Origin of the sequence: Streptomyces sp. NPDC047049 (assembly GCF_040643995.1) — a bacterium.
Taxonomy (GTDB): Bacteria; Actinomycetota; Actinomycetes; order Streptomycetales; family Streptomycetaceae; genus Streptomyces; species Streptomyces mooreae.
On sequence record NZ_JBEYVM010000019.1, the window covers coordinates 129283 to 147363 of the forward strand.

The 18081-nt window shown below is 68.4% G+C and carries 28 protein-coding genes and 1 pseudogene; 2 read left to right on the forward strand and 27 right to left on the reverse strand.

The annotated features are described in order from the left end of the window. Nucleotides 1–367 (reverse strand): annotated as a pseudogene (locus tag ABZ851_RS30565) (hypothetical protein); the annotation flags it as partial. Nucleotides 368–476: 109 nt separating this feature from the next. Beyond that, complete coding sequence (locus ABZ851_RS30570) at nt 477–1406, reverse strand: ParA family protein (RefSeq protein ID WP_361134318.1); 930 nt, start codon at nt 1404–1406, stop codon at nt 477–479. A gap of 911 nt (nt 1407–2317) precedes the next feature. Between ABZ851_RS30570 and ABZ851_RS30575 the strand changes: the two genes are divergently transcribed. Next, on the forward strand, nt 2318–2668 hold the full coding sequence (locus tag ABZ851_RS30575; protein WP_361134321.1) for a hypothetical protein: 351 nt from the start codon (nt 2318–2320) through the stop codon (nt 2666–2668). 119 nt (nt 2669–2787) lie between these two features. Here the strand turns inward: ABZ851_RS30575 and ABZ851_RS30580 are convergent, their stop codons facing one another. The 10 genes from ABZ851_RS30580 to ABZ851_RS30625 form a co-directional block, all read right to left on the reverse strand. Then, a complete protein-coding gene (locus ABZ851_RS30580) occupies nt 2788–3396 on the reverse strand; it encodes a hypothetical protein (protein WP_361134324.1) in 609 nt (202 codons plus the stop codon). 69 nt (nt 3397–3465) lie between these two features. Beyond that, a complete protein-coding gene (locus ABZ851_RS30585) occupies nt 3466–3690 on the reverse strand; it encodes a hypothetical protein (protein WP_361134327.1) in 225 nt (74 codons plus the stop codon). Nucleotides 3691–3799: 109 nt separating this feature from the next. Continuing rightward, nucleotides 3800–4198 (reverse strand): hypothetical protein, encoded by a 399-nt coding sequence (locus ABZ851_RS30590; protein WP_361134330.1) that lies wholly within the window; start codon nt 4196–4198, stop codon nt 3800–3802. A 32-nt stretch (nt 4199–4230) separates the two neighbouring features. Then, a complete protein-coding gene (locus ABZ851_RS30595) occupies nt 4231–4461 on the reverse strand; it encodes a hypothetical protein (protein ID WP_361134333.1) in 231 nt (76 codons plus the stop codon). A gap of 211 nt (nt 4462–4672) precedes the next feature. Beyond that, nucleotides 4673–5047: a hypothetical protein gene (locus tag ABZ851_RS30600; RefSeq protein WP_361134336.1), complete on the reverse strand. Its 375-nt coding sequence runs from the start codon at nt 5045–5047 to the stop codon at nt 4673–4675. Nucleotides 5048–5146: 99 nt separating this feature from the next. Continuing rightward, a complete protein-coding gene (locus tag ABZ851_RS30605) occupies nt 5147–5674 on the reverse strand; it encodes a hypothetical protein (RefSeq protein WP_361134339.1) in 528 nt (175 codons plus the stop codon). 77 nt (nt 5675–5751) lie between these two features. Beyond that, entirely contained in the window at nt 5752–6147 is a 396-nt protein-coding gene (locus ABZ851_RS30610; RefSeq protein ID WP_361134342.1) for a hypothetical protein, read from the reverse strand. A 97-nt stretch (nt 6148–6244) separates the two neighbouring features. After that, the gene (locus ABZ851_RS30615) at nt 6245–6565 is read right to left on the reverse strand and encodes a hypothetical protein (protein ID WP_361134345.1); all 321 of its coding nucleotides are present in this window, start codon (nt 6563–6565) and stop codon (nt 6245–6247) included. Nucleotides 6566–6923: 358 nt separating this feature from the next. Beyond that, complete coding sequence (ligA, locus tag ABZ851_RS30620) at nt 6924–8987, reverse strand: NAD-dependent DNA ligase LigA (RefSeq protein WP_361134348.1); 2064 nt, start codon at nt 8985–8987, stop codon at nt 6924–6926. Between the two features lie 140 nt (nt 8988–9127). Beyond that, a complete protein-coding gene (locus tag ABZ851_RS30625; protein ID WP_361134351.1) occupies nt 9128–9481 on the reverse strand; it encodes a hypothetical protein in 354 nt (117 codons plus the stop codon). 647 nt (nt 9482–10128) lie between these two features. On the opposite strand from ABZ851_RS30625, the gene ABZ851_RS30630 reads away from it, so the two are divergent. Then, nucleotides 10129–10359 carry a hypothetical protein gene (locus tag ABZ851_RS30630; protein WP_361134354.1) on the forward strand — a complete coding sequence of 77 codons (231 nt, stop codon included), beginning with the start codon at nt 10129–10131 and terminating at the stop codon, nt 10357–10359. A gap of 147 nt (nt 10360–10506) precedes the next feature. On the opposite strand, the gene ABZ851_RS30635 is transcribed toward ABZ851_RS30630, so the two are convergent. The 15 genes from ABZ851_RS30635 to ABZ851_RS30705 all read right to left on the reverse strand — a co-directional run bounded on the left by ABZ851_RS30635 (nt 10507) and on the right by ABZ851_RS30705 (nt 17979). Next, a complete protein-coding gene (locus ABZ851_RS30635) occupies nt 10507–11076 on the reverse strand; it encodes a hypothetical protein (protein WP_361134357.1) in 570 nt (189 codons plus the stop codon). An 11-nt stretch (nt 11077–11087) separates the two neighbouring features. Continuing rightward, nucleotides 11088–11342 carry a hypothetical protein gene (locus tag ABZ851_RS30640; RefSeq protein WP_361134360.1) on the reverse strand — a complete coding sequence of 85 codons (255 nt, stop codon included), beginning with the start codon at nt 11340–11342 and terminating at the stop codon, nt 11088–11090. Nucleotides 11343–11367: 25 nt separating this feature from the next. Next, complete coding sequence (locus ABZ851_RS30645) at nt 11368–11859, reverse strand: hypothetical protein (protein WP_361134363.1); 492 nt, start codon at nt 11857–11859, stop codon at nt 11368–11370. A gap of 93 nt (nt 11860–11952) precedes the next feature. After that, nucleotides 11953–12222, reverse strand: a complete 270-nt coding sequence (locus ABZ851_RS30650; protein ID WP_361134366.1) for a hypothetical protein — start codon at nt 12220–12222, stop codon at nt 11953–11955. Between the two features lie 86 nt (nt 12223–12308). Then, a complete protein-coding gene (locus tag ABZ851_RS30655; RefSeq protein ID WP_361134369.1) occupies nt 12309–12497 on the reverse strand; it encodes a hypothetical protein in 189 nt (62 codons plus the stop codon). A gap of 170 nt (nt 12498–12667) precedes the next feature. Further along, nucleotides 12668–13126 carry a hypothetical protein gene (locus ABZ851_RS30660; RefSeq protein ID WP_361134372.1) on the reverse strand — a complete coding sequence of 153 codons (459 nt, stop codon included), beginning with the start codon at nt 13124–13126 and terminating at the stop codon, nt 12668–12670. Nucleotides 13127–13240: 114 nt separating this feature from the next. Continuing rightward, on the reverse strand, nt 13241–13450 hold the full coding sequence (locus ABZ851_RS30665; protein ID WP_361134375.1) for a hypothetical protein: 210 nt from the start codon (nt 13448–13450) through the stop codon (nt 13241–13243). A 227-nt stretch (nt 13451–13677) separates the two neighbouring features. Next, complete coding sequence (locus ABZ851_RS30670) at nt 13678–13983, reverse strand: hypothetical protein (protein ID WP_361134378.1); 306 nt, start codon at nt 13981–13983, stop codon at nt 13678–13680. 125 nt (nt 13984–14108) lie between these two features. Further along, nucleotides 14109–14720 (reverse strand): hypothetical protein, encoded by a 612-nt coding sequence (locus tag ABZ851_RS30675; protein WP_361134381.1) that lies wholly within the window; start codon nt 14718–14720, stop codon nt 14109–14111. 143 nt (nt 14721–14863) lie between these two features. Continuing rightward, nucleotides 14864–15109, reverse strand: coding sequence for a hypothetical protein (locus tag ABZ851_RS30680; RefSeq protein ID WP_361134384.1), 246 nt, complete (start codon nt 15107–15109; stop codon nt 14864–14866). Between the two features lie 116 nt (nt 15110–15225). Next, nucleotides 15226–15588: a hypothetical protein gene (locus tag ABZ851_RS30685; protein WP_361134387.1), complete on the reverse strand. Its 363-nt coding sequence runs from the start codon at nt 15586–15588 to the stop codon at nt 15226–15228. 417 nt (nt 15589–16005) lie between these two features. After that, on the reverse strand, nt 16006–16269 hold the full coding sequence (locus tag ABZ851_RS30690) for a hypothetical protein (RefSeq protein ID WP_361134390.1): 264 nt from the start codon (nt 16267–16269) through the stop codon (nt 16006–16008). 110 nt (nt 16270–16379) lie between these two features. Next, nucleotides 16380–16901 carry a hypothetical protein gene (locus ABZ851_RS30695; protein ID WP_361134393.1) on the reverse strand — a complete coding sequence of 174 codons (522 nt, stop codon included), beginning with the start codon at nt 16899–16901 and terminating at the stop codon, nt 16380–16382. A 55-nt stretch (nt 16902–16956) separates the two neighbouring features. Further along, on the reverse strand, nt 16957–17658 hold the full coding sequence (locus ABZ851_RS30700) for a protein phosphatase 2C domain-containing protein (RefSeq protein ID WP_361134396.1): 702 nt from the start codon (nt 17656–17658) through the stop codon (nt 16957–16959). 66 nt (nt 17659–17724) lie between these two features. After that, on the reverse strand, nt 17725–17979 hold the full coding sequence (locus ABZ851_RS30705; RefSeq protein ID WP_361134399.1) for a hypothetical protein: 255 nt from the start codon (nt 17977–17979) through the stop codon (nt 17725–17727). Nucleotides 17980–18081 lie beyond the last annotated feature (102 nt).

Below are 18081 nucleotides of genomic sequence, written 5' to 3' on the forward strand. Positions count from 1 at the left end.
CGGCGTCCGGCTTCGCGTCCGTGTCCGGCTTCGCGTCGGCGTCGGGCTTCGTGTCCGGCTTCGCGTCGGCGTCCGGCTTCGCGTCCGTGTCCGGCTTCGCTTCCGCGTCGGGCTTCGCTTCCGCGTCGGCTTCCGCGTCCGGCTTCGCGCCGGGCTTTGCGTCCGTGTCCGCATCGGGCTTCGCGTCTGCGTCCGCCTGCGTGTCGACGTTGGGCTTCGCGTCCCGGACCGAAGCGGGAGACTGCGCAGGTTTGACGGCTCTGTCACCGGTAGCTGGAACCGGGATTGCAGGGGCCTGGGTTGTTACTGGCCCCTGAGGCCCTCCTCCCAGAAACGAACTCGCCGCCACGGACTCAGCGTTGGCCACGAGCGCAGCTGCGGTTGCCTGGCGGTCGGAGCTTCCCCGCCTCCTACGCCCCCGGCGAGCAACCGCAGCAAATTCGCCAGCAGGATTCTCGCCCTGACCACTGGCGGCCTCAGACACTGGACGCCTCCTTCACCTGCTGTGCCGGTACGGCGGCAGCCTCGGCCGCATCCAGCTGCTCGTCGGCGCTCTGGGCGATCTCCCACTCGTCTTCTGGGGTATCCATCCTGTCCAGCACCTCCTGAAGGAAGCGTGCGTAGCGCTTCCCAGGGGCAGTTCGGGCGTAGCCGATAACAGCTGGCATCCCCTTGGAGTAGCTGCCAGAGATCCGAGAATCTTCGCGGATCTCTGTTAGAAACGGTTGGAGGTTGGCGTCAACCATCTGGTTGCGGACATCGATCTCCTCCGTGCTCCATTCACCCATGGGATGGGCCATGTTGAGGACGGCGCCGAGGTACTTGGGATCGGCAGCCCCGCCGGTGCGGTCCTTGACGTGCCTGATCGTGGATCGCATCGTGACCGCACCCTCGACAGTCGCGCCCTTGGGGTTGCACAAGGTCAAGGCATAGTCACTAGCGGCCAACGCCACGCCATTGAGGGACTGGACAGCTGGTGGGGTGTCGAAGACTGCGAAGTCGTACTCGTCGTCAAGCTCTTTCAGCAGGTCGCGGAGGACATGCGCTTTCTCCACTCCTGCTGCGTGGAGGATGTGCTGCGCATTGGTCATGGTGGCCTGTTCGGAGGCCAGCAGATGAAGGGTGCCCTTCGACTTGCGAGATCGAAGGAGTTCGCTGCGGTCGATGATGATGCTGCGCAGCGACGAGGGCACACCTTGAGCGAGGTGTTGAAGAGGCAGGGCCAGCGACTTAGCGATGTCCGTGCCGGCCAGACGCACTCCAAGAGCTATGCCGGCCTGGGCCTGGGGCTCGATGTCGGCAACGAGGACGCGGTACCCCGCGAGAGCAAGGCCCGCCGCGAGATTGACCGTCGTCGTGGTCTTGCCGGGGCCTCCTTTCTGGCTCGCAACGGCGATCTTCTCCACGGACAACTCTCTTCCTGCCGGCTGCCAACCTCATGGCTGGTCAGCGCGTGACTTTGCTCTGCTGTTGAGCAGGCAAGACGCTACGTGCACTTCAGAAGAGGGGCAAGCTATGCCCCTGTCAGGGGTGTGGCTGGCGCGACTTTAACAGCTCCCGTGTGATTTGTGGGGTTCCGACTCGGCAGGAGTTGACAGAACCGGGCTGTTTCTGCTGGAGGGCGAAGTCAGTGGAGGGCGAGTTGCCTCCGATGCCGCGGCGAGTCGGTTTGCGAAACAGAACGTGGTTCAGCAGTGAGGGCGTTCTGAACGGATGGTGGGCTGGGCGAAAGTGCACCGGTGAAGCCATGTGGAGGGGTGGCGGTGTGTAGTGCCTGCTGACCAGAGATGAGCAGCAGGGCGGGAATGGGTCCCGGCAGGGGGAGCGATCGGTCGCGTGTGGGAGGAGGCGGTCGAGTGCAGCGTAGGTCAACAGGCCTGGAGGGCGTTGGGCAGCACGCTGGCGAGCTGTGGCGGGGCGGGGGTGGGTAGCGCCTGCTGACCGGAGGTGAACAGCGGGACCGGAGGATCGCCCGCCGTGTGAGGTAGTCGGACGCATGGAAGGTACGCGGACGGGTGGGTATTTCGGCCCTCAGGTCGTTCGGTGGGCCTCAACGTTGGTCTGTAGGTCCGTAGGGGGCATTTGCGGAGGGGCGAAGGGTCGATCTGCGTAGGGCAAGGACAGTCGATCGGCCTCTATGTCGTCAGGTGGTAGCGACGTTCGCGCTGTCTGTCGGTGGGCCTCACGTAAGTCCGGAAGATAGGTATCGAAGAAGGCAGGAGGTAGGGAGATACGGGGAGTAGACCCGTATCGCGGTAGTGAGGCGCATACGTGGGACTGCCGGTCGAGGGGTAGCAGGCAAGGAGGATCGGTATGTATGCCTCAGGGTGGCAAGTCAGGAAGTCATGTCGATATCCATACAGGGGGTTCTGTAGATGCGATCCAAAGGGCGCGTGAAGGTATCGATGTAGATGGATATAGAGGTGCGCCTCAAGGGACGCGGGAGGATAGCGACGAAGAGATTGATGAAGGACTTTGCTTGGTCACTTACATCGGCATAGCTCAAGGTAGACCTATCGTTATTGGTATCGCGACAAGCCAAGTGAGGCAGATGGATAGCGCCATCGGCGCATTTGAAGCGATACAGATGGGCAGCTCTATGGGTATAGCTATGGATATACATGCAGGTCAGAGCGTCGCAAGCGGTGAGCAACCCGATGGGTTCTGAAGCTCGGGATGTGGGGTGAATGCTCTCGATTGAGCAAACCCGAAGGTGTGTCAGGCCAAGGCAAGGTGCCTCGTTGTAGGGGTCTGTTACGGCTTCTCGTCGTTGGTCTATTCGATCGGCTAGCGAGGGTGTTCGGTCGTGATCGCGCCCTTGAATCCGATGACCACGGGGGTGATGTCGAGTGCGGCGGAGGCGGCCTGGGCGTGCTCGATGCCGAGAGCGACGGCCTGCATGATGCTGCCGGCTCGGATGGTGAGGCGTACGGAGAGGTTGCCGTTGGATGCGGGGCCGGCTGCGCCTTCGACGTCGTGGAGGGCGTCGACAAGATCGGCGTAGGTATCGGAACAGGTCTCAGTCTCGTCGAACTCGACGTACACGCTGAACGGCCCCAATGTGCTTCGTGCGCCGAGGGCAGTCTCGCGCGGTTCCTCCTCCTGGTCCTCGTCGGTCAGCCGGCGGTCGCGTTCCGTCTCGGTGACTGCCTCGACTGCGGTGACGGTGGGGGTGATGTCGTGGGCGGTGGCGGCGGCCTGGGCGTGTTCGATGCCGCGAGCGATGGCCTGGCGGACACTGTCGGCCTCGATGGTGAGGCGTACGGAGAGGTTGCCGTTGGATGCGGGGCCGGCTGCGCCGTCTACGTCGTGGAGGGTGTCGAAGAGGTCAGCGTAGGTGTCGGGGGAGACGTCGGTGGTGTCGAATTCGACGTACACGCTGAACGACCGCTGCACGGGGGTTTTCCTTGTCTGCTGGGAACGGCGACTGTGCCGGGCCGCTGGGGATCCAGCGGCCCGGCCGGGTCAGGGCTTGGGCTTCTTCTTCGCCCGTTTGGGGGCGGGCTTGTAGCCAGCTGCTTTGAGATAGGGCATGCAGTTTGGCAGTGATCGGTGGTCGGATGGGGTCTTGGGCAGCCAGGTGACGAACTTGCCGTCCTTGGTGACCTTGTGGTGCCGCCGGTTCTTCCCGTCTACCTTGAAGTCCTGGTCCCGCAGCTTCTTGATCAGCTGGTCAACTTCGCTCGCCATGCTCTCCCCTACCGGGGGCTTCCCTCTCCCCCTACGACTCTTAAGACTATACGCTGAAGATCCCTAAGCGGCAAGTCTTAAGAGTCACCATTTGGGTTGAGGGTGCTGGTCAGGGTCCTGTTATGGCTTGGGGCTGAGGTCCGGGGTCGGGGAGTCCGAAGTGGGTGAGGGAGCGGCGCAGTTCGTTCTCGAGCAGGGTCAGGCAGGTTTCGCAGAGGAAGAGCGGGCCTGTGGGGGTGTCGGTGCAGGGGCCGCGGGCTGTGCCGCAGGCGGCGCAGGGGCCTCCGCCGGTGCGGTGCTCGAAAGCGACGGTGCGGTGGAGGGGGTAGTGCTCCGGGTGGCGCATGACCCGGGCGTGGGGGTGCGCTCGCGCGTCGGCGTAGGACTGCTCGCCTTCGGTGCCCCGGTGTTCGCCGGCGTAGCGCCAGTCGGTGCAGTGCTCGTGGTCGGTTCCGGCGCTCTCGCAGACGAGCACGTAGTGCACCCAGACCGGGTCCCGCGTGGTCATGCTGTTCCTTGCGTCGTCGGGACGGGGCGTGTTCAGGGGGTGTGCCGCGTGGTGGCCTGTTGGGTGAGGTGGGCTCGCATGAGTGCGGTGGCGGCGCCCTCGGGGGAGCGGTCGGGCTCGGTGGTGCCGGGGTCGGAGAGCCGGCCTCGGTATCCGCTCGCGCGGATGACCTGCCCGATGACCTTGCGGTCGGGGCCGAGGACGTGGTGCGAGGCGCCGGTCAGAGGGCGGGGAAGACCCGGGCGACCTCCGTGCGAGCCCACTGCTCCAGGAGGTCGGCGCCTTGGTCGTCGTCGGTGAAGTCGTCACGCGAGAAGAAGGGCGCGTCGCCGCCCTTGGCGCAGGCGGTCCGCGTCGGTCGTGCGGTAGGCGCTGGCCAGGAGCTGGGCAAGGTCGAGGGCGGCAGTCGGCCAGCGGCGAGACCCGGGCTCCGTGCGCACACCACGGTGGGCGCACGGAGCCCGGGGCGGCTGGTCACTGCATGTGGCAGATGGAGGCGGGCACGTTGTTGAGCCGGTGGCGTTCGACACCGTCGGGGATGTTGCGGTGCAGCCGCAGGGTCTCGGTGGACTTGGAGTCCAGCTCGATGTCGACCGTCGTGGTGGACCGCCCCTGGCGGACCTCGACGACCTTTCCGGCGAGGCCGGACATGTACTTCGGGCGGCAGTCACCGAGGCGAACGTCCGCACCCTTGGTCACGGCGGCAGCGCGGACCTCGCGCAGGGCCTTCGTGCGCTGCTTCACTGCCGCGTTGATGCGGTCGAGGTCCTCCTGCGTGGCGTGCAGGGTGATGTAGCCGATGGCCGACTCCAGGGTGGGGGTGGGCTGTTCGGCGACGGTCGTGGGCAAGGTGGTGATCTCCTTGGTGGAGGGACAGGAAAGCTGATTGTCTCTTAAGACTATACATGCGGGTAGGTTCGATGGCAAGTCTTAAGAGACGTTGTGAGGTCAGAGCTGTGTGCGAGTCAGGCGGATCAGCTCGTAGACCAGAGCCACCGGCTCCTCGTACAGCGTCACCTCGGCCCGGCCGAAGGCGATGCCGGCGTGCCCGCGCTCCTCGCCGCTCTTGTGCATGATGTCGGGGTCGTAGGCAACCTTCTCCAGCTCGGTCCACGACATCCAGGGGTTGCCCAGGCAGTCGCACGACTCGTCGTGCGGACACTCGTCACTCGCCAGGCAGTGGGCGCGGATCGCCTCGTAGGCCTGCTGGGGCAGTCCCGTGAAGCGGACCTGCGCGATCCCGCCCGGGATGTCCCGCAGCAGGTGTGCCTGGAGGTTCGGTGCGCTCACCATGCACCAGGCGTCGGGGCTCTCGCCGTACGTGGTGGGGTGGATGGTGCCTTCGCCGTCCGTGGCGGTGACGAAAGCCGACGCGGCGACGTGCGCAGCCGCCGAGGCTGCTGCGCGGGCTGCTTCCACGGCGAGGTTCAGGGAGTTGGCGAGAGCGGTCGGCAGGGGCGAGGGGGTGCTGGTCACGAATGTCCTCAGGTCGATGGAGGGATGGTGGTCGGCGTGTGCGGCAATGTGCTGAAGACCCCGGCGGGGACAGGAGGTCATCGGCGTACGTAGCAGTTGCAGCCCGAGCTCCGGTGCGTGTCGGCGCACTCGTCGTCGAGGACTTCATGGAAGCGGCCCAGAGTGTCGATGATGAGGGTGCCGAAGTAGGGGCCGGGGTCGGACACCCAGGTCGCATCGGCGGTCAGGCGCTGCTGCTGGCTATGGGCGATGGTCTCCAGCAGGTGCAGGGTGCGGCGCCACTGGTGGGTGTGACCGAACATGTGACGGTCGTCGGCGATCACGCCGGCCAGGTCGCCGACGGGGGAGTAAGCGAGGGAGAACAGCTCGTCCTGCTCCAGGTCCCGGAGTTCGGCCAGTTCGACGCCGATGGCGGCTGCCGGAACGGGCTTGTCGAAGTCGATGCGGCCGGTGTAACAGATCTCGGCGCCCATGGGCGTTGTCTCCTTCGGGGAAGGGTCGTCGGGAAGGGGGTGTCCGGGCCCGCCACGGCGGGCGCACGCCACCTGGGTCAAGCGGGTGCTGGAGGCGTCAGGTGCCCGAGACGGCGGGGACTTTGGGGCGCAGCGACCGGCAGTTCAGGCAGCGCGTCCCGTTATCGGTGGGCAGGACGAAGGTGTGCCCGTCGCCCGGGTCGTCGGTCTCTGCGTTCGGGCACCGCTCGGGGGTCGGCAGGTCATCCAGCAGCTCCAGCGCAGTGCGGTGGGTCTGGGCGTCGAGCGCCATGGTCCGGGGGTTGTCCGCCGCGAGCTGGCGGATGAAGTCGGCCAGCAGGTCCCGCTGTGCCCGGAGGGATTCCACGGACTCGGGGAGCGTGGCGCTGGTCGCCGTGGCGCGGGCCTTGGTGTGCACAAGCACTCCTTTCTGCGGGAGGGGCTGAAACCCTATCGTCTCTTAAAACACTACATGTGGTGTGTGGCGACCGCAAGTCTTAAGAGTCGATAGGGGTGAGCTTGCTGCTCGCGCTGCGAATTCGCTCGTGTGCCCGCGCAGGACCTATCCGCACGGAGTCTGAGCGGCTGCGCGCGTCCAGCTGCCGGCGGAAGTCAGCGGTCAACTGCCGTCAACCGACCACGCTGATGGCCTCCAGCTTGACCGCCAGGCATCGGGGCCGGCGGGGTCGCCCCGCGACCAGCCACGGGGGTTGCCCGGCAAACGCGAATGGGGCCGCACCCTGCGGTGCGGCCCCGCCTCGGGACAGGCTGCGTGCTCAGACCAGGTAATCCGCCACGAGCTCGGCGAAGGCCTCCGAAGAGAGAACCTGGACGCCCAACTTCTCGGCCGCGGCGGCCTTCGAGCTCGGCTTGCCGCTCGCGGACGGCGCGGCCACCAGGATGGCGGTCTTGGCGCTGACGCTGCTGCCGGGCTCCCCGCCCGCCTTCTCGATCAGGGCGTTCACCTCGGGGCGCTTCCAGCCCTCCAGCGGCCCGGTCATCTTGCCGGTCACCACCACGACCTTGCCGGACAACGGACCCTGGCCGGTGGCTTCCGTCTGCTCCTGCGGCTCGGCCATGTTGACGCCCGCCGCGATCAGCTTGTCGATGACCGGAGCCAGGGCGGCGACCTGCTCGACGATGACCGGCGCCTTCTCCGTGCCGATGCCCTCAACCGCCTGCATGGCCGCAGCGTCGGCCTGGCGGATGGCCTCCATCGAGCCGAAGTGCCGAGCGATCCGGCGGGACATGCTGCGCCCGGTGCCCAGGATTCCCAGAGCACAGAAGACACGGCTGAGCGGGCGGGACTTCGCTGCCTCGATCTGCTCGGCGAGCTTGGCAGCCCGCTTGGCGCTGCCGGAGGCGGTGGTGAGCTGGTCGGGGGAGAGGGTGAACAGGTCGGCGACGTCCGCGACGTCCCCGGACTCCACCAGGGCCTTGACGTACGTCTTGCCCAGGCCGTCGATGTCGAGCATCTCGCGTCCCGCGGCGTACTCGATCAGCGCCGGGAGCGCGCACGCGGTGCCCTTGGCGCAGCGCCACCGCTCCTGCCGCTTGTCGATCTCCCCGCCGCAGTTGGGGCACGCCTCGGGCAGCGGCACCTCCCGCGCACCCTCCGGGCGGAGCTGCACGATCGGAGCCTGGACGCGCGGGATGATGTCGCCCGCCTTGTAGACCGTCACGGTGTCCAGAAGGTGCAGATCGCGACGGCGGATATCCGCGGGATTGTGAAGAGTGGCCCGGGTGACCGTAGACCCGTCGATCTCGACCGGGGCGAGCACGGCGGTCGGGGCGAGCACACCGGTCCGGCCGACATCCCACACCACGTCCTCCAGCACGGTCTGCCGCTCAACGGCCGGGAGCTTAAAGGCGATGGCCCAGTGCGGGAACCGGCTGCCGAACCCCGCCAGAGCCTGCTCGGCCGCGTCATTGACCTTGATCACCACCCCGTCGATGCCGAACGGCAGGCTCGCACGCAGCGCGGCGATCTCGTCGACCCTCTGCTGCGCCTCGGCGAGACTTGCGACCACGTGCAGCCCTGCCGGGGTGTCCGCGGTCGTCTGCACTCCGGCCACGGCGACCGCGGCCAGGACGTCGGCGTGCGTGGCCCCGACGGGCAGGAACGCTTCTGCGTCCAGCTCGACCGCCCCGTATGCCCAGAACGTCATCCGCAGCTGGTACGGACGGTCCTTCGCCCGCAGGGTGCCGGCCACCCCGTTGCGGGGGTTGGCGAAGACCTGCGCGCCATGGTTGGTGCGGATCTCGTTCGCGGCCTCGAACTGCTCCTGGGTGAACAGGACCTCGCCGCGCACCTCGACCGTGGCCGACACCGGAAGCTGCGCGGGCAAGCCGTCGATCTGGCCGATGGTGTGGCTGACGTCCTCGCCGTGACTGCCGTCGCCGCGGGTGATGATCTGCACCAGCCTGCCTGCACGGTAGCGGGCGGCGATGGCCGCGCCATCCATCTTCGGCTCGACGGTGAACCCGCCGACCGGGGCATGCCCCAGGCGGCGCTGGAGGGAGGCGCCCCAGGTCACCAGCTCGTCGGCGTTGAAGACGTTGTCGAGGCTGAGCAGGCGGGTGGTGTGCGCGACGTCGCCGGTCGGCGCGGCCCCGTCACCGACCTGGGCGGTGGGGGAGTCCTCGGCGACGTCGTCGGGGTGTTCCGCCTCCCAGGCCAGCACGGTGAGCCGGAGCCGGTCGTAGGTGGCGTCGTCCAGCAGGCTGTCGCCGTCGCCGTAGTACGCCCGCGAAGCCTCGCGCAGGCGCTGGAGTGCAATCTCGTACTCGGCGCGAGCGGACAGGACGGACAGCGCCTTATCGGCGGGAAGAGTGGTCATGCAGATGATCCTTACGTAGGGGACTGACAATGCCCGGCCCTCCGGGCGGCCGGGCGGCGGGGACAAGGTGCGCGACGACGCTCCGGTCATCCGAGACCGGAGCGGTCTCCGCTCACTTCGGCTGGCGGGGCACGTGCCGGTCAGGTCGGGAGGAGCCGTGCGGCCACGAGCTCGGCGTTGCACAGAGCCGCGATGAAGATCAACGGGCCGGGACCGCGCTCCTCGCGGATGGCTGACACGTGCCGCACCAGCGATCGGATGGTCCGGACATCGCCCCACTGGCGCCAGGTGGCGGCGAGCCGCGGCAGGGTGCGCAGTACGGCGTCGCGGTCGGTGGTGTCCTGCTCCACAAGGGCCTGAAGGGCGCCCTGAAGAAGGCTGTGGACTTCCTTCCACTCAGCAGCGTCACCAGCGACATTGCGGCCGTAGAGGTCCAGCGCCAGCTTGCAGGCGCGCTTCAGGTCGGTGCTGATCTGAGCGGGAGAGATGTCCATGGGTACGTGCCTCCGCTGTCGGTAACGGCTTCTTTGACTCTTAAGACACTACATAACGCGGCGTCGCCAAGCAAGTCTTAAGAGGCGCAACCATGGTTTTGTGGGTAGTGTCGTGTCGCACCCGGCACTGCCGAGTGACCGGCCGACCGGCCCTGAAGGCCGGCGCGGGTCGAAGCGGCAGCGGTTGTGCACTTCCGCCCATCGGGATGCGGGGGCACGCCACGGGCCGTTCGCGGGCGGCGGCCGGTTCCCGCGCCATACACAGCGCCCGGAAGTCACGAACGATGAACAGGCGGTAACTGCCGGACTACCATGGTTCGGGGCGGCCTGAGCCGCCCGAACCCGGCACCTGGGAGGTCGCTGTGCCCCAGCCGCTACAGAAGCCTGTGCCTGCGGAAGCTGAGTCGCCGCACCCGCCCAGCTACCCACCAAAGACCCCTCCGCCGCCCAAGAAGCCAGTTGAGCTGCCTCGTCCAGAACGAGGCGTGGCCAGGTCGTCCCGGGGGCGGGTAACCATGCGGAACCGGCGTGGCGTCAACTGGCCTTTGGAGTCGGCGGCGTGGGCGGCGAGCGGCGCCAGCCGGCGCGTGCTGGGCAAGCTCGGTGAATGGGGGTATCGACCTGATGCCTCCTCGATCGACTCTGTCGTGAGACTCCTGGTAGGGGCGGCGGTCGAAGACGGAGGGGGCCGCATCAGCCTCCACCTGGCCGACCAGGACAGGCAGGCTCTTGTCCTGGTCCTCAGTCACCAGTCGGGCCAGGCTCCGGTGGAGGACTCCCACTTCCTCACGAGCCTCGCGGCAGCAGGCTCCATCGCAAGCTGTGGGACCGACACCAGCGCCGACGGCCGGCGCCGATGGGCGCTGCTCACCCTGTAGTGGTACAACTACCCGGACGGGCCCAGCACGCCCTGCGGCAGACCTGTCCACGGCCGTCGAGGTCCAAGCCGATGCACCACCTACGCGCGGCAGGCGTGCCGCGTTGGGCGTCCTGGGGTGTTGGTTGTGCTGCCGTCCGCCTGCCGGTCAGGCGGACGGACTGAGCAGCACTGCGGGGATGCTGCGCTCCGGTCGGGGGTCGTCGGAGTGGTCCGGGTGCCAGAAGTTGCCGTAGTTGCCTCTGCCGTCCATCGCCGGGACGTACGCGCCCGCGTCGAGGCCGGCCATTGCGGGGGTGGCCTCGCCGTCGAGGTGGTGGATTGCGGGGCTGATGACGACGAGGGCGTCGTCCGGCAGATCCGGGTGTTCGGCCAGGAAGGCCCGGACTTCGCGTAGTCGCATGCCCTCCACGGCGATGGCGAAGGGGTGGGACCAGTCGGGGGCGGGGGCGGCCTCGCTGACGGTGGCGCCCTTCTGTCGGACGGCGGCGGCTTCGGCGTCGGAGAGGGCGATGAGGGTGCGCTGACCCTGTTCGGGCCTGCCCTGGTAGTGGCCGGCCTGGTAGTGCCCGGCCCTCAGGCCCAGGGCGTCCTCGGCAAGGCGCAGGAGGTGGCCGGTGCGCAGGGAGGCGAGTCCGGTGTCCGCGCCCTGGACGGCGAAGGCACGCGTGCAGACGGTGACATCGGGGTTGCCGTAGTGGAGAGGAATGGAGGACAAGGCAGGCTCCTTCAGCCGTGGGGCGTGAAGCGGGTCGCCGTGCGCGGGCGGCCCCGGCGGTCTGTGTACGAGAAGGTGGCCAACTCGCCCTCGGTCTCAGTGACCTTGCCGTCGTAGGTCCACCGGCCAACTCGGGCTCGGATATAGCGGATGTCAATGCTGATGATCTGAAGTCCGGCGGCACGGGCGATACGGGCGTTGGCCGCGTCCTGGGGCGTCGCTGCGTCGAGTTCGGCGGAGCTGGTGGCGCGGGAGGTTATGGGCAAGGAGGCCTTTCGTCGGTGTGAGGGGTCAGCCGTCGCAGTCGGGGTGCGCGCAGTAACGGCTGTGGTGGTAGCTCTGGGCGAGCAGGGCGATCTCGGAACGGACCGCGACGGGGACGGAGTCGCCGTGCTGGAGGTGGTCGTTGAGCCATTCGTGATCGGCTCCAGCGCGGCCGGGGTCGAGGATGTGGATCTGTACGTCGGGGCCGGTGGTCTTGGCCCCGTTGACGTAGACGGTGACGCCGGTCTCGTTGTCGGGATCGCGGTCGACCACCACGTCGATGCGGTGCCCGGAGGCCGGGGCGGCCCGGCGCAGCTCGTAGCGCAGTTCGCCGCTGACGCGGATCTCATAGACCCCGGCGCGCGGGTCGAGTTCGCGCAGGAGCGGCCAGTAGCGGCGGGCGGGGCCGTTGTCGAAGTGGTCCCAGGCTTCGGCGGCCGGGGCGGGCGCGCCGCTCAGATCCCGGAATCCGTGGTGGCGGGTGACCTGGGTGAGCGCGGTGCGCAGGCCGGCGATCACGATGGTGTGATTTCGCGGGATGGTGCGGATGTCAGGGTCCTTCCTGCTGTTGTGGCGATGGCGTGGCCGGCCCTATCAGACCGGGCGCGCGTGTTACTCGTCGTCAGCGGCGGCCAGCCGGACGGTCTGGCGGATGCCCTGGTCGTAGCGCTCCAGGACCTCGGTGCACGCGAAGTACGAGTCCTTGGTTTCGCCGGTGGCCGTGTTGTGGCCGGTCAGGCGCCAGCCCCCGAGCCAGAGGCCGCCGATGGAGCTGCGCTGGTACGGCATCACGTCGGTGGCCGTTCCGATGTACGAGGTGGTACGGCCGTCACGGCCGATGCGGGTGAGCACGATGCGGTCGCCGTCGGACGGGAAGAACATGGAGCCTCCGGAAGGAGCGGGGCGGTCAGATCGGTTGGGGAGGTTGGTGCCGCCCTCCGGCAGCTGCCGGAGGGCGGCACCAGCTGCTACGCGTCCTGCGACTTCCTCTGGCGCCGGAAGCGCACATAGATCACCGCGAGGGCGACGGCAGCACTGCTGAGGGCGCTGGCGATCACGCTGGCGGGCGAGAGGTTGTCCTTGATGGCCCCCGCGATGAGACCGCCTGCGATGCCGGACAGGGTGAGGAGCAGGAACCGGATGAGCACCAGGTGCACCCTTCGATGATGCGGGGCCGTTCCCCGCTGTCTCTTAAGACAATACAGTAGGGGTGTGATGCGTGCAAGCCTTAAGAGTCAATTGGGTATGGTTGGAGTCGACCTGCGGGGGGGGGCTCGCACGCAGCACGAACCGCCCAGGCTCCGTGGGCACGGTGTTCCCTCTCGGGTCAGCGGCCGAATCGGCCGGCGCGCACGTCGATGGTCCGCATGTCGCGCTCCGAGGGCTGGTCGATGCAGGTGTAGTCGGTGAGAAGGTCTTCCAGGCCGGTGTGCGAGGCATCGAAGCAGAAGGTGGAGAGCCCGTCGGCGTGCCGGAGCGTGAGGTTGCGCGCGGACCAGTAGGGCGGCATTCCGTCGACCTGACGGACGTGGATGCGCACCTGGACGACGGCGGCCGGGCTCTCGGTCTCGCCGTCCTCCAGTGCCCGCGCTACGGCGGTGCGCAACTCGCCGACGATGGCGCCCTGGAGGCGTCGCAGCTTGTGCTCGTCGACCGTGAGGCCGATCTTGGTCAGGTCCTGGTAGCTGAGAACGGACAGGACCCCGCCCAGCAGAGCGGGGTCGGTCACGGCGGCCGGGCAGAGCAGGATCGGCTCTTGCTGCCAGCGCGGAACGGTCTGGTGCATGGCTCCTTCCGGAGCCCCAGGGCTGTGCTGGCCTCGGGGCGGTGGGGGATTGCGGCGGGGCCGGGAATGCCTTGCGGCCGGGTGGGGCGCGGCGCCCCACCCGGCCTCGGTCGGCTACCGGTTGACGCCCTGCGCGGCGGCCTGGACGACGACGGCGAGGCCGCTGAGAGCGCGGGCCAGCTCGTCGCGGGAGACCGGAGCCTCAACGGCGGCGGTCTCGGGCTCCTCGATCCCGTTGAAGACGCGCAGGAGCGCGCGGACCAGCTCGCGGGACTCCATGCTGTTCGGCGCCTCGACTCCGGCCGACCGCGCGGCGACGGCCATCTGGTGCGGAGTCAGCGCTCCGATATCGGCGCCGGTCAGCAGGCCATGGTGGCTGATGTGCAGGTAGTAGGCGGTCGCCAGGGCCTTGCGGACCCGGTTGAACCGCTTGTAGACGGTCGGGGCGAGGCCGGAGGGCAGGATGTGCTGGGCCAGGGGGAGTTCGACAGATGCCGGAATGAGTGTTCTCCGTTGTTCGGTGTGGCCGTGCCGGTGCTCCGGCGCGGGTCTCAGGCGGGCGTGAGAAGGTCGTGCAGCAGCGAGCGCAGTGCCGCGCGCGTGCCTCCCTCGGACAGGACCTGGAGCTGGACCAAAACCCCGCTGTTGTTGAGGCTCGCCGCGTATTCGTCAGCTTCGTCGTGCAGCTGCTCGTGGGCGTCCCAGAAGTCCAGCTCGGGCAGGGCGCCGTTGTTGAATCGGTCGGCCGCCCACTCGTGTGTGAGCTCCTCAACGGCGGCGTCGAGCATCCCCTCTCGGATGCCGAACTCGACGGCGATAGCAGAGAGGTCGGCGATGCTGAGAGAGTCAGGCGTCACGAGCGCGCTCCTTCCGAGGGGGTGAACCCCTCGCCTTGTTGACTCTTAAGACTATACTCTACGGTGGAGTGGTTGGCAAGTCTTAAGAGGCGTATTCGTGGGTTCGGTAGTCGACCTTCCGCAGTTCAATGCGGTGTGTGGGCTTCGCTGCTCAAGATCCATACGAACGTCATCACGCCCGACTCCAGCGTCTGTCGCGCGTACAGGCGCCCCGCTGGGCGGTGGTAGGAGGCATTGATCTTCTGCCCTCCTTCGAGGAGGGATCGCACAGCTGCGCGTGCCGCCGGCAAGGTGATCGCCGGCAACTGCAGGGCAGTTGCCCGCCACCCTTGCTGGGCATTGAGCTGCTGCGTGAAGTCGTGAGCTGCCCGGAGATGGTGCACGCCCCCACGGGCCTGGGCCGGGAGGAGCAGGTAGGGGAGAACGCTGCGGGCAGGTGCCCAGACGAGGCGGTCGATGTCGTCGGCCGTCACGGCCGTGCCCGGCAGCGGATCGCCGGCGGCGGGTGCGCGCGGAATGAACCGAACCGCGTCGGGCTCCCCGGGGGACCACAGCCGGCCACGGGCCTGGGTGTCCGTGAATGGCACGGAGTCCTCGGCGAACAGGTAGTTGACCCACCGTCCGCCCCACCGGTGCCAGACCCTGCGGTCGTGCACGGCGGCCAGGCGGTCGCCGTCCCAAAAGCGCAACGGCTCGGGGCAGGCCGGCCTCGGGGGAGCGGAAACGGAGGTCGTCACGGGTATCGAGCACCCTTCGAAGAATCGGTCAGGGGGTGGGAGGGGTGTGCAGCGCTGCGCGCTCGGGTCGGGGGAGCGTGGGCACTCGCGGGCGCTGTGCGCGCCCGCGGGTTGCTTCTGCGGCGCCCGGGTGGGGCTGGCCGTCAGAACGGCGGGCGAAACGGCTCGTTGGAGGAAGCGTCGGTCCAGTCGGCCGGGGGCTGGGCGAAGTAGATGTAGGCCGGACCCGCCCCCTCCAGGGTCACGGTGACCGTGCCCGGCGTCGCCTCGACGGTCGCGGGCAGGTCCTGATACGCCCACCGGATCTCCGCCTCCCGGAGCGGGCGCGCCGTCGCAGCGTCGACAAAACCGATGCCGAAGATGTTGGCCCGTACGTACCTGTAGTCCATGAATAACCTCGCTGGTGGGGAGGATGGTTCGCCGCCCTTTACGACTCTTAAGACTCTATCGTCGAGGCATCGGCAATGCAAGTCTTAAGAGTCGTGCGGGTTGTTCTGGCGGGGCTTCAGGGGCGGTTGTGCTCGGGGCGCGTGAGTCCGAGTTCGTCAAGAGGACCGGTGATCTCTGCGCGGCGGTCCTGTAGATCCTCGGCGGCCAAGCCGAGGGAGTGCCACAGCGACCATTCCGGGCCGTGGGCGTTCTCGAAGTCCGCGAACGGCTCGACACGTTCACGGGCGGTCAGCAGCAGCGACACGAACTGCTCCAGGAGGCCGAATTCGCCGGCCACCTCGCAGGCCAGGAGGCGCAGGGCCTCGGGCATGTCCGTGGCGCGCTGCACCCGGTCTTTAAGGGCCCGCATCGTCTCGTTCACGTCGGCCGTGCGTACCTGGGCAGGGACGGCGGTAGGGGCGTTGTTCGTGGCGTCCATGGCTCGTGCTCCTTACCGGGGGTGGCGCTCAGCGCGGGCGCGCCGGGCGGGTATGAGATGCGGCAATGTCAGCGAGGGTGGCGGCGACCGTCCAGCCGGGGCGGAGAAGCAGCGGCCTCGTGGGGGCCGTGCGGGGCGCGCCGCTGCGGCGAAGGAGGAGGGCCGCCCCAAGGGCGGCCGCGCCGGTGGCGGCCAGGAGCAGCCGTGTGACGACATCTTCGGACGTTGCTGCCGGGATCAGGCCGGGCAGGGCGAGCAGCACCGCGCCCCGGTGGAGCGGTCGGCACCAGCGGTGCGGGCGGGGCGGGTCGGGCGGTGTGTGCGGCGTGCCATCTCTTCTCCCGTTGCGTGAGGCGGTCCGGGGCCGGTGGCCATGTGAGGCTGCGGGCGGCCTGGTGGCCGCCCGCGCGCTGCGCGTCACACGACGCGCATGCCGAACAGGCGCGGGCTGTCATCGACGGCTCCGCACTGCTCCTCGGCGCAGTTGGTGCAGAGGTTGGGGCAACCGCACTCGTCGAGGTTGAGCACGTGCCAGTCACCGGTGTCGTGGGCCTCGTGGGTGCCGTTGTCGCCGTCGTCGAGGAAGGGGGAGGCCTTCCCGCAGGCGTCGCACTCAATGCGGTCGAACTCCGTAACCTCCAGGTGCAGTTCGGGCATTTCGGTGATGAGGGCGGTGGTCACGGGAACTCCCTGGTGTGGTGCTTCGGCCGGGTTCCCCCGCGCCCTCTTGACTCTTAAGACTCTACTGTCACGGCATGGTGAATGCAAGTCTTAAGAGTCAATTGATGGGGCTAGGACCAGGTGACGCGGCGGCCGTGTGTCACGCACCACTGCGCCATGTGGAGCAGGTCGTCCAACCGCATCCGAAGGTGCCCCGGAACGTGGTCGACGAAGGTCGAACCGCTGCGCTCAGCCCGTGGGCCGGCACCCTGCGGGGCGAGCGCAAGAGCCATCAGAACGCGACCGACGAAGTCCCCTGCGGGCAGGTCCCCGTACGCGTCGTCCGTCCCGTCGGCCGCAGGCAGGCCCAGGAGGGGCAGCAGGAGCCGCGCCGTGCCGTTATGGATGTTCACGTCCGGTACGGGGCCGTCGGCGTCGATCTCCTCGGCGTGCAGCGGGTACTGCGGGCAGATGTCCGGCATCTCGCATCCCGGCAGCGGTGTGCGTTGCGTGGCTGCGCTGGCACGCCCGGCATCATCGTCGGCGTCCGTCCACGCGCCGTAGCGCGGCGCGAGCTCGGTGGCGCCGGGGCACCCGCAGGTGACGACGTGAGCGATGGTGATGCCGTGGCCGGGGGTGAAGGTGACGGACACAGGGCGCTCCGGGGGTACGGGCGCGGGAAGCCGCCAGGGGCCTCCCGCGCGGGGATCAGGTGAAGTCGACGACGAATGCGGTGGCGTTGTCCTTGCGGTTCGCCTTGAAGCCGGTGGCGCGGCGGACCAGAGAGGTAGCCGCCTTGCGGGGGGTGGCGTCCGTGAGCGCACTGCCGAGGTCAGCGCCGTTGTCCTCGAACGGCGAGTACACGCCGTCGGAGCACAGCACGAGCCGTCCGGGCCCGTGCGCGCGCACCGTGCCCACCTCGCCGACCTCGTCACCGTGGCGCCGAAGGCTCGACGTGACGTAGTTGCGGTACTGCCAGGGGAAGTTGGTGCGGCCAGCAGCCCGGCACCGCTCAGCCTCGTTGTGGTCGCGGGTGAGCTGCACGGGCGCGCCGCCGAGCGGCTGCCAGTAGGCGCGGGCGTCACCGCACCACGCGATGCGCAGTGCGCCGTCCTCGGCCCGCACACCAACGACCGCCACCGCGCTCGGTGCATCCCACTCGTCGTCCTGGTATCCGTCGTAGTCGGTGGTCGCGCGCACCGCCGCAATGGCCGCTTCGGGATTGTCCGTCTGCGCCGCCACATGCGCGAGGAGACGGGCGTTGTGGCGCGCCCAGGTCCGCACGTCGGGCCGGTCACCGATGCCGTCCAGGAGCGCCCAGGCGCGAACGCCACGATGGGCGGCCGTCGCAGTGGCATCGCACTGGTACAGCCGGGTGCCGATGCGCTGGGCGTGGGCGTACGTGAACACGTGAACTCCAGGGTGTTGTCGGGAACGGGTGGGCCGGTCCCAGGGGCGCGGGACCGGCCGGGTTGGTCAGAGCCAGGCAGGGGCCGGGCTGGCGAACGGCTCGATGCCGGGCGTGCAGCCGTAGGCGTGCGCCGACAGGTCGCGCAGAGCGTTCAGTTCGCCGTATGCGTCGCACAGGACGCAGAAGCCGCCCTGCTTGTCACCGGTCATGTAGAGGTCGACGACACGCAGGCGGTGGGGACGGGTGTCCGGCGTCCGGACGGTGGAGGTGATCAGCTCCGCGGTGCCGAAGAGGGGCGCGGGGGTCGTGGACGCCTTCATGTCGTCTTCCAATCCTTGTTGTGGTGTGCGTCAGGGACTCGTTTCCCTGTCGTCTCTTAAGACACTACATTCGAATGCGTCGCAATGCAAGTCTTAAGAGTC

Excerpts from the sequence above, each read along its gene's own strand:
- ABZ851_RS30575 (WP_361134321.1), top strand. The coding sequence starts at position 2,318 with ATGCCTCAGGGTGGCAAGTCAGGAAGTCATGTCGATATCCATACAGGG.
- ABZ851_RS30585 (WP_361134327.1), bottom strand. The coding sequence starts at position 3,690 with ATGGCGAGCGAAGTTGACCAGCTGATCAAGAAGCTGCGGGACCAGGAC.
- ABZ851_RS30590 (WP_361134330.1), bottom strand. The coding sequence starts at position 4,198 with ATGACCACGCGGGACCCGGTCTGGGTGCACTACGTGCTCGTCTGCGAG.
- ABZ851_RS30610 (WP_361134342.1), bottom strand. The coding sequence starts at position 6,147 with ATGGGCGCCGAGATCTGTTACACCGGCCGCATCGACTTCGACAAGCCC.
- ligA (WP_361134348.1), bottom strand. The coding sequence starts at position 8,987 with ATGACCACTCTTCCCGCCGATAAGGCGCTGTCCGTCCTGTCCGCTCGC.
- ABZ851_RS30625 (WP_361134351.1), bottom strand. The coding sequence starts at position 9,481 with ATGGACATCTCTCCCGCTCAGATCAGCACCGACCTGAAGCGCGCCTGC.
- ABZ851_RS30650 (WP_361134366.1), bottom strand. The coding sequence starts at position 12,222 with ATGTTCTTCCCGTCCGACGGCGACCGCATCGTGCTCACCCGCATCGGC.
- ABZ851_RS30660 (WP_361134372.1), bottom strand. The coding sequence starts at position 13,126 with ATGCACCAGACCGTTCCGCGCTGGCAGCAAGAGCCGATCCTGCTCTGC.
- ABZ851_RS30665 (WP_361134375.1), bottom strand. The coding sequence starts at position 13,450 with ATGGCCGTCGCCGCGCGGTCGGCCGGAGTCGAGGCGCCGAACAGCATG.
- ABZ851_RS30680 (WP_361134384.1), bottom strand. The coding sequence starts at position 15,109 with ATGGACTACAGGTACGTACGGGCCAACATCTTCGGCATCGGTTTTGTC.
- ABZ851_RS30685 (WP_361134387.1), bottom strand. The coding sequence starts at position 15,588 with ATGGACGCCACGAACAACGCCCCTACCGCCGTCCCTGCCCAGGTACGC.
- ABZ851_RS30705 (WP_361134399.1), bottom strand. The coding sequence starts at position 17,979 with ATGAAGGCGTCCACGACCCCCGCGCCCCTCTTCGGCACCGCGGAGCTG.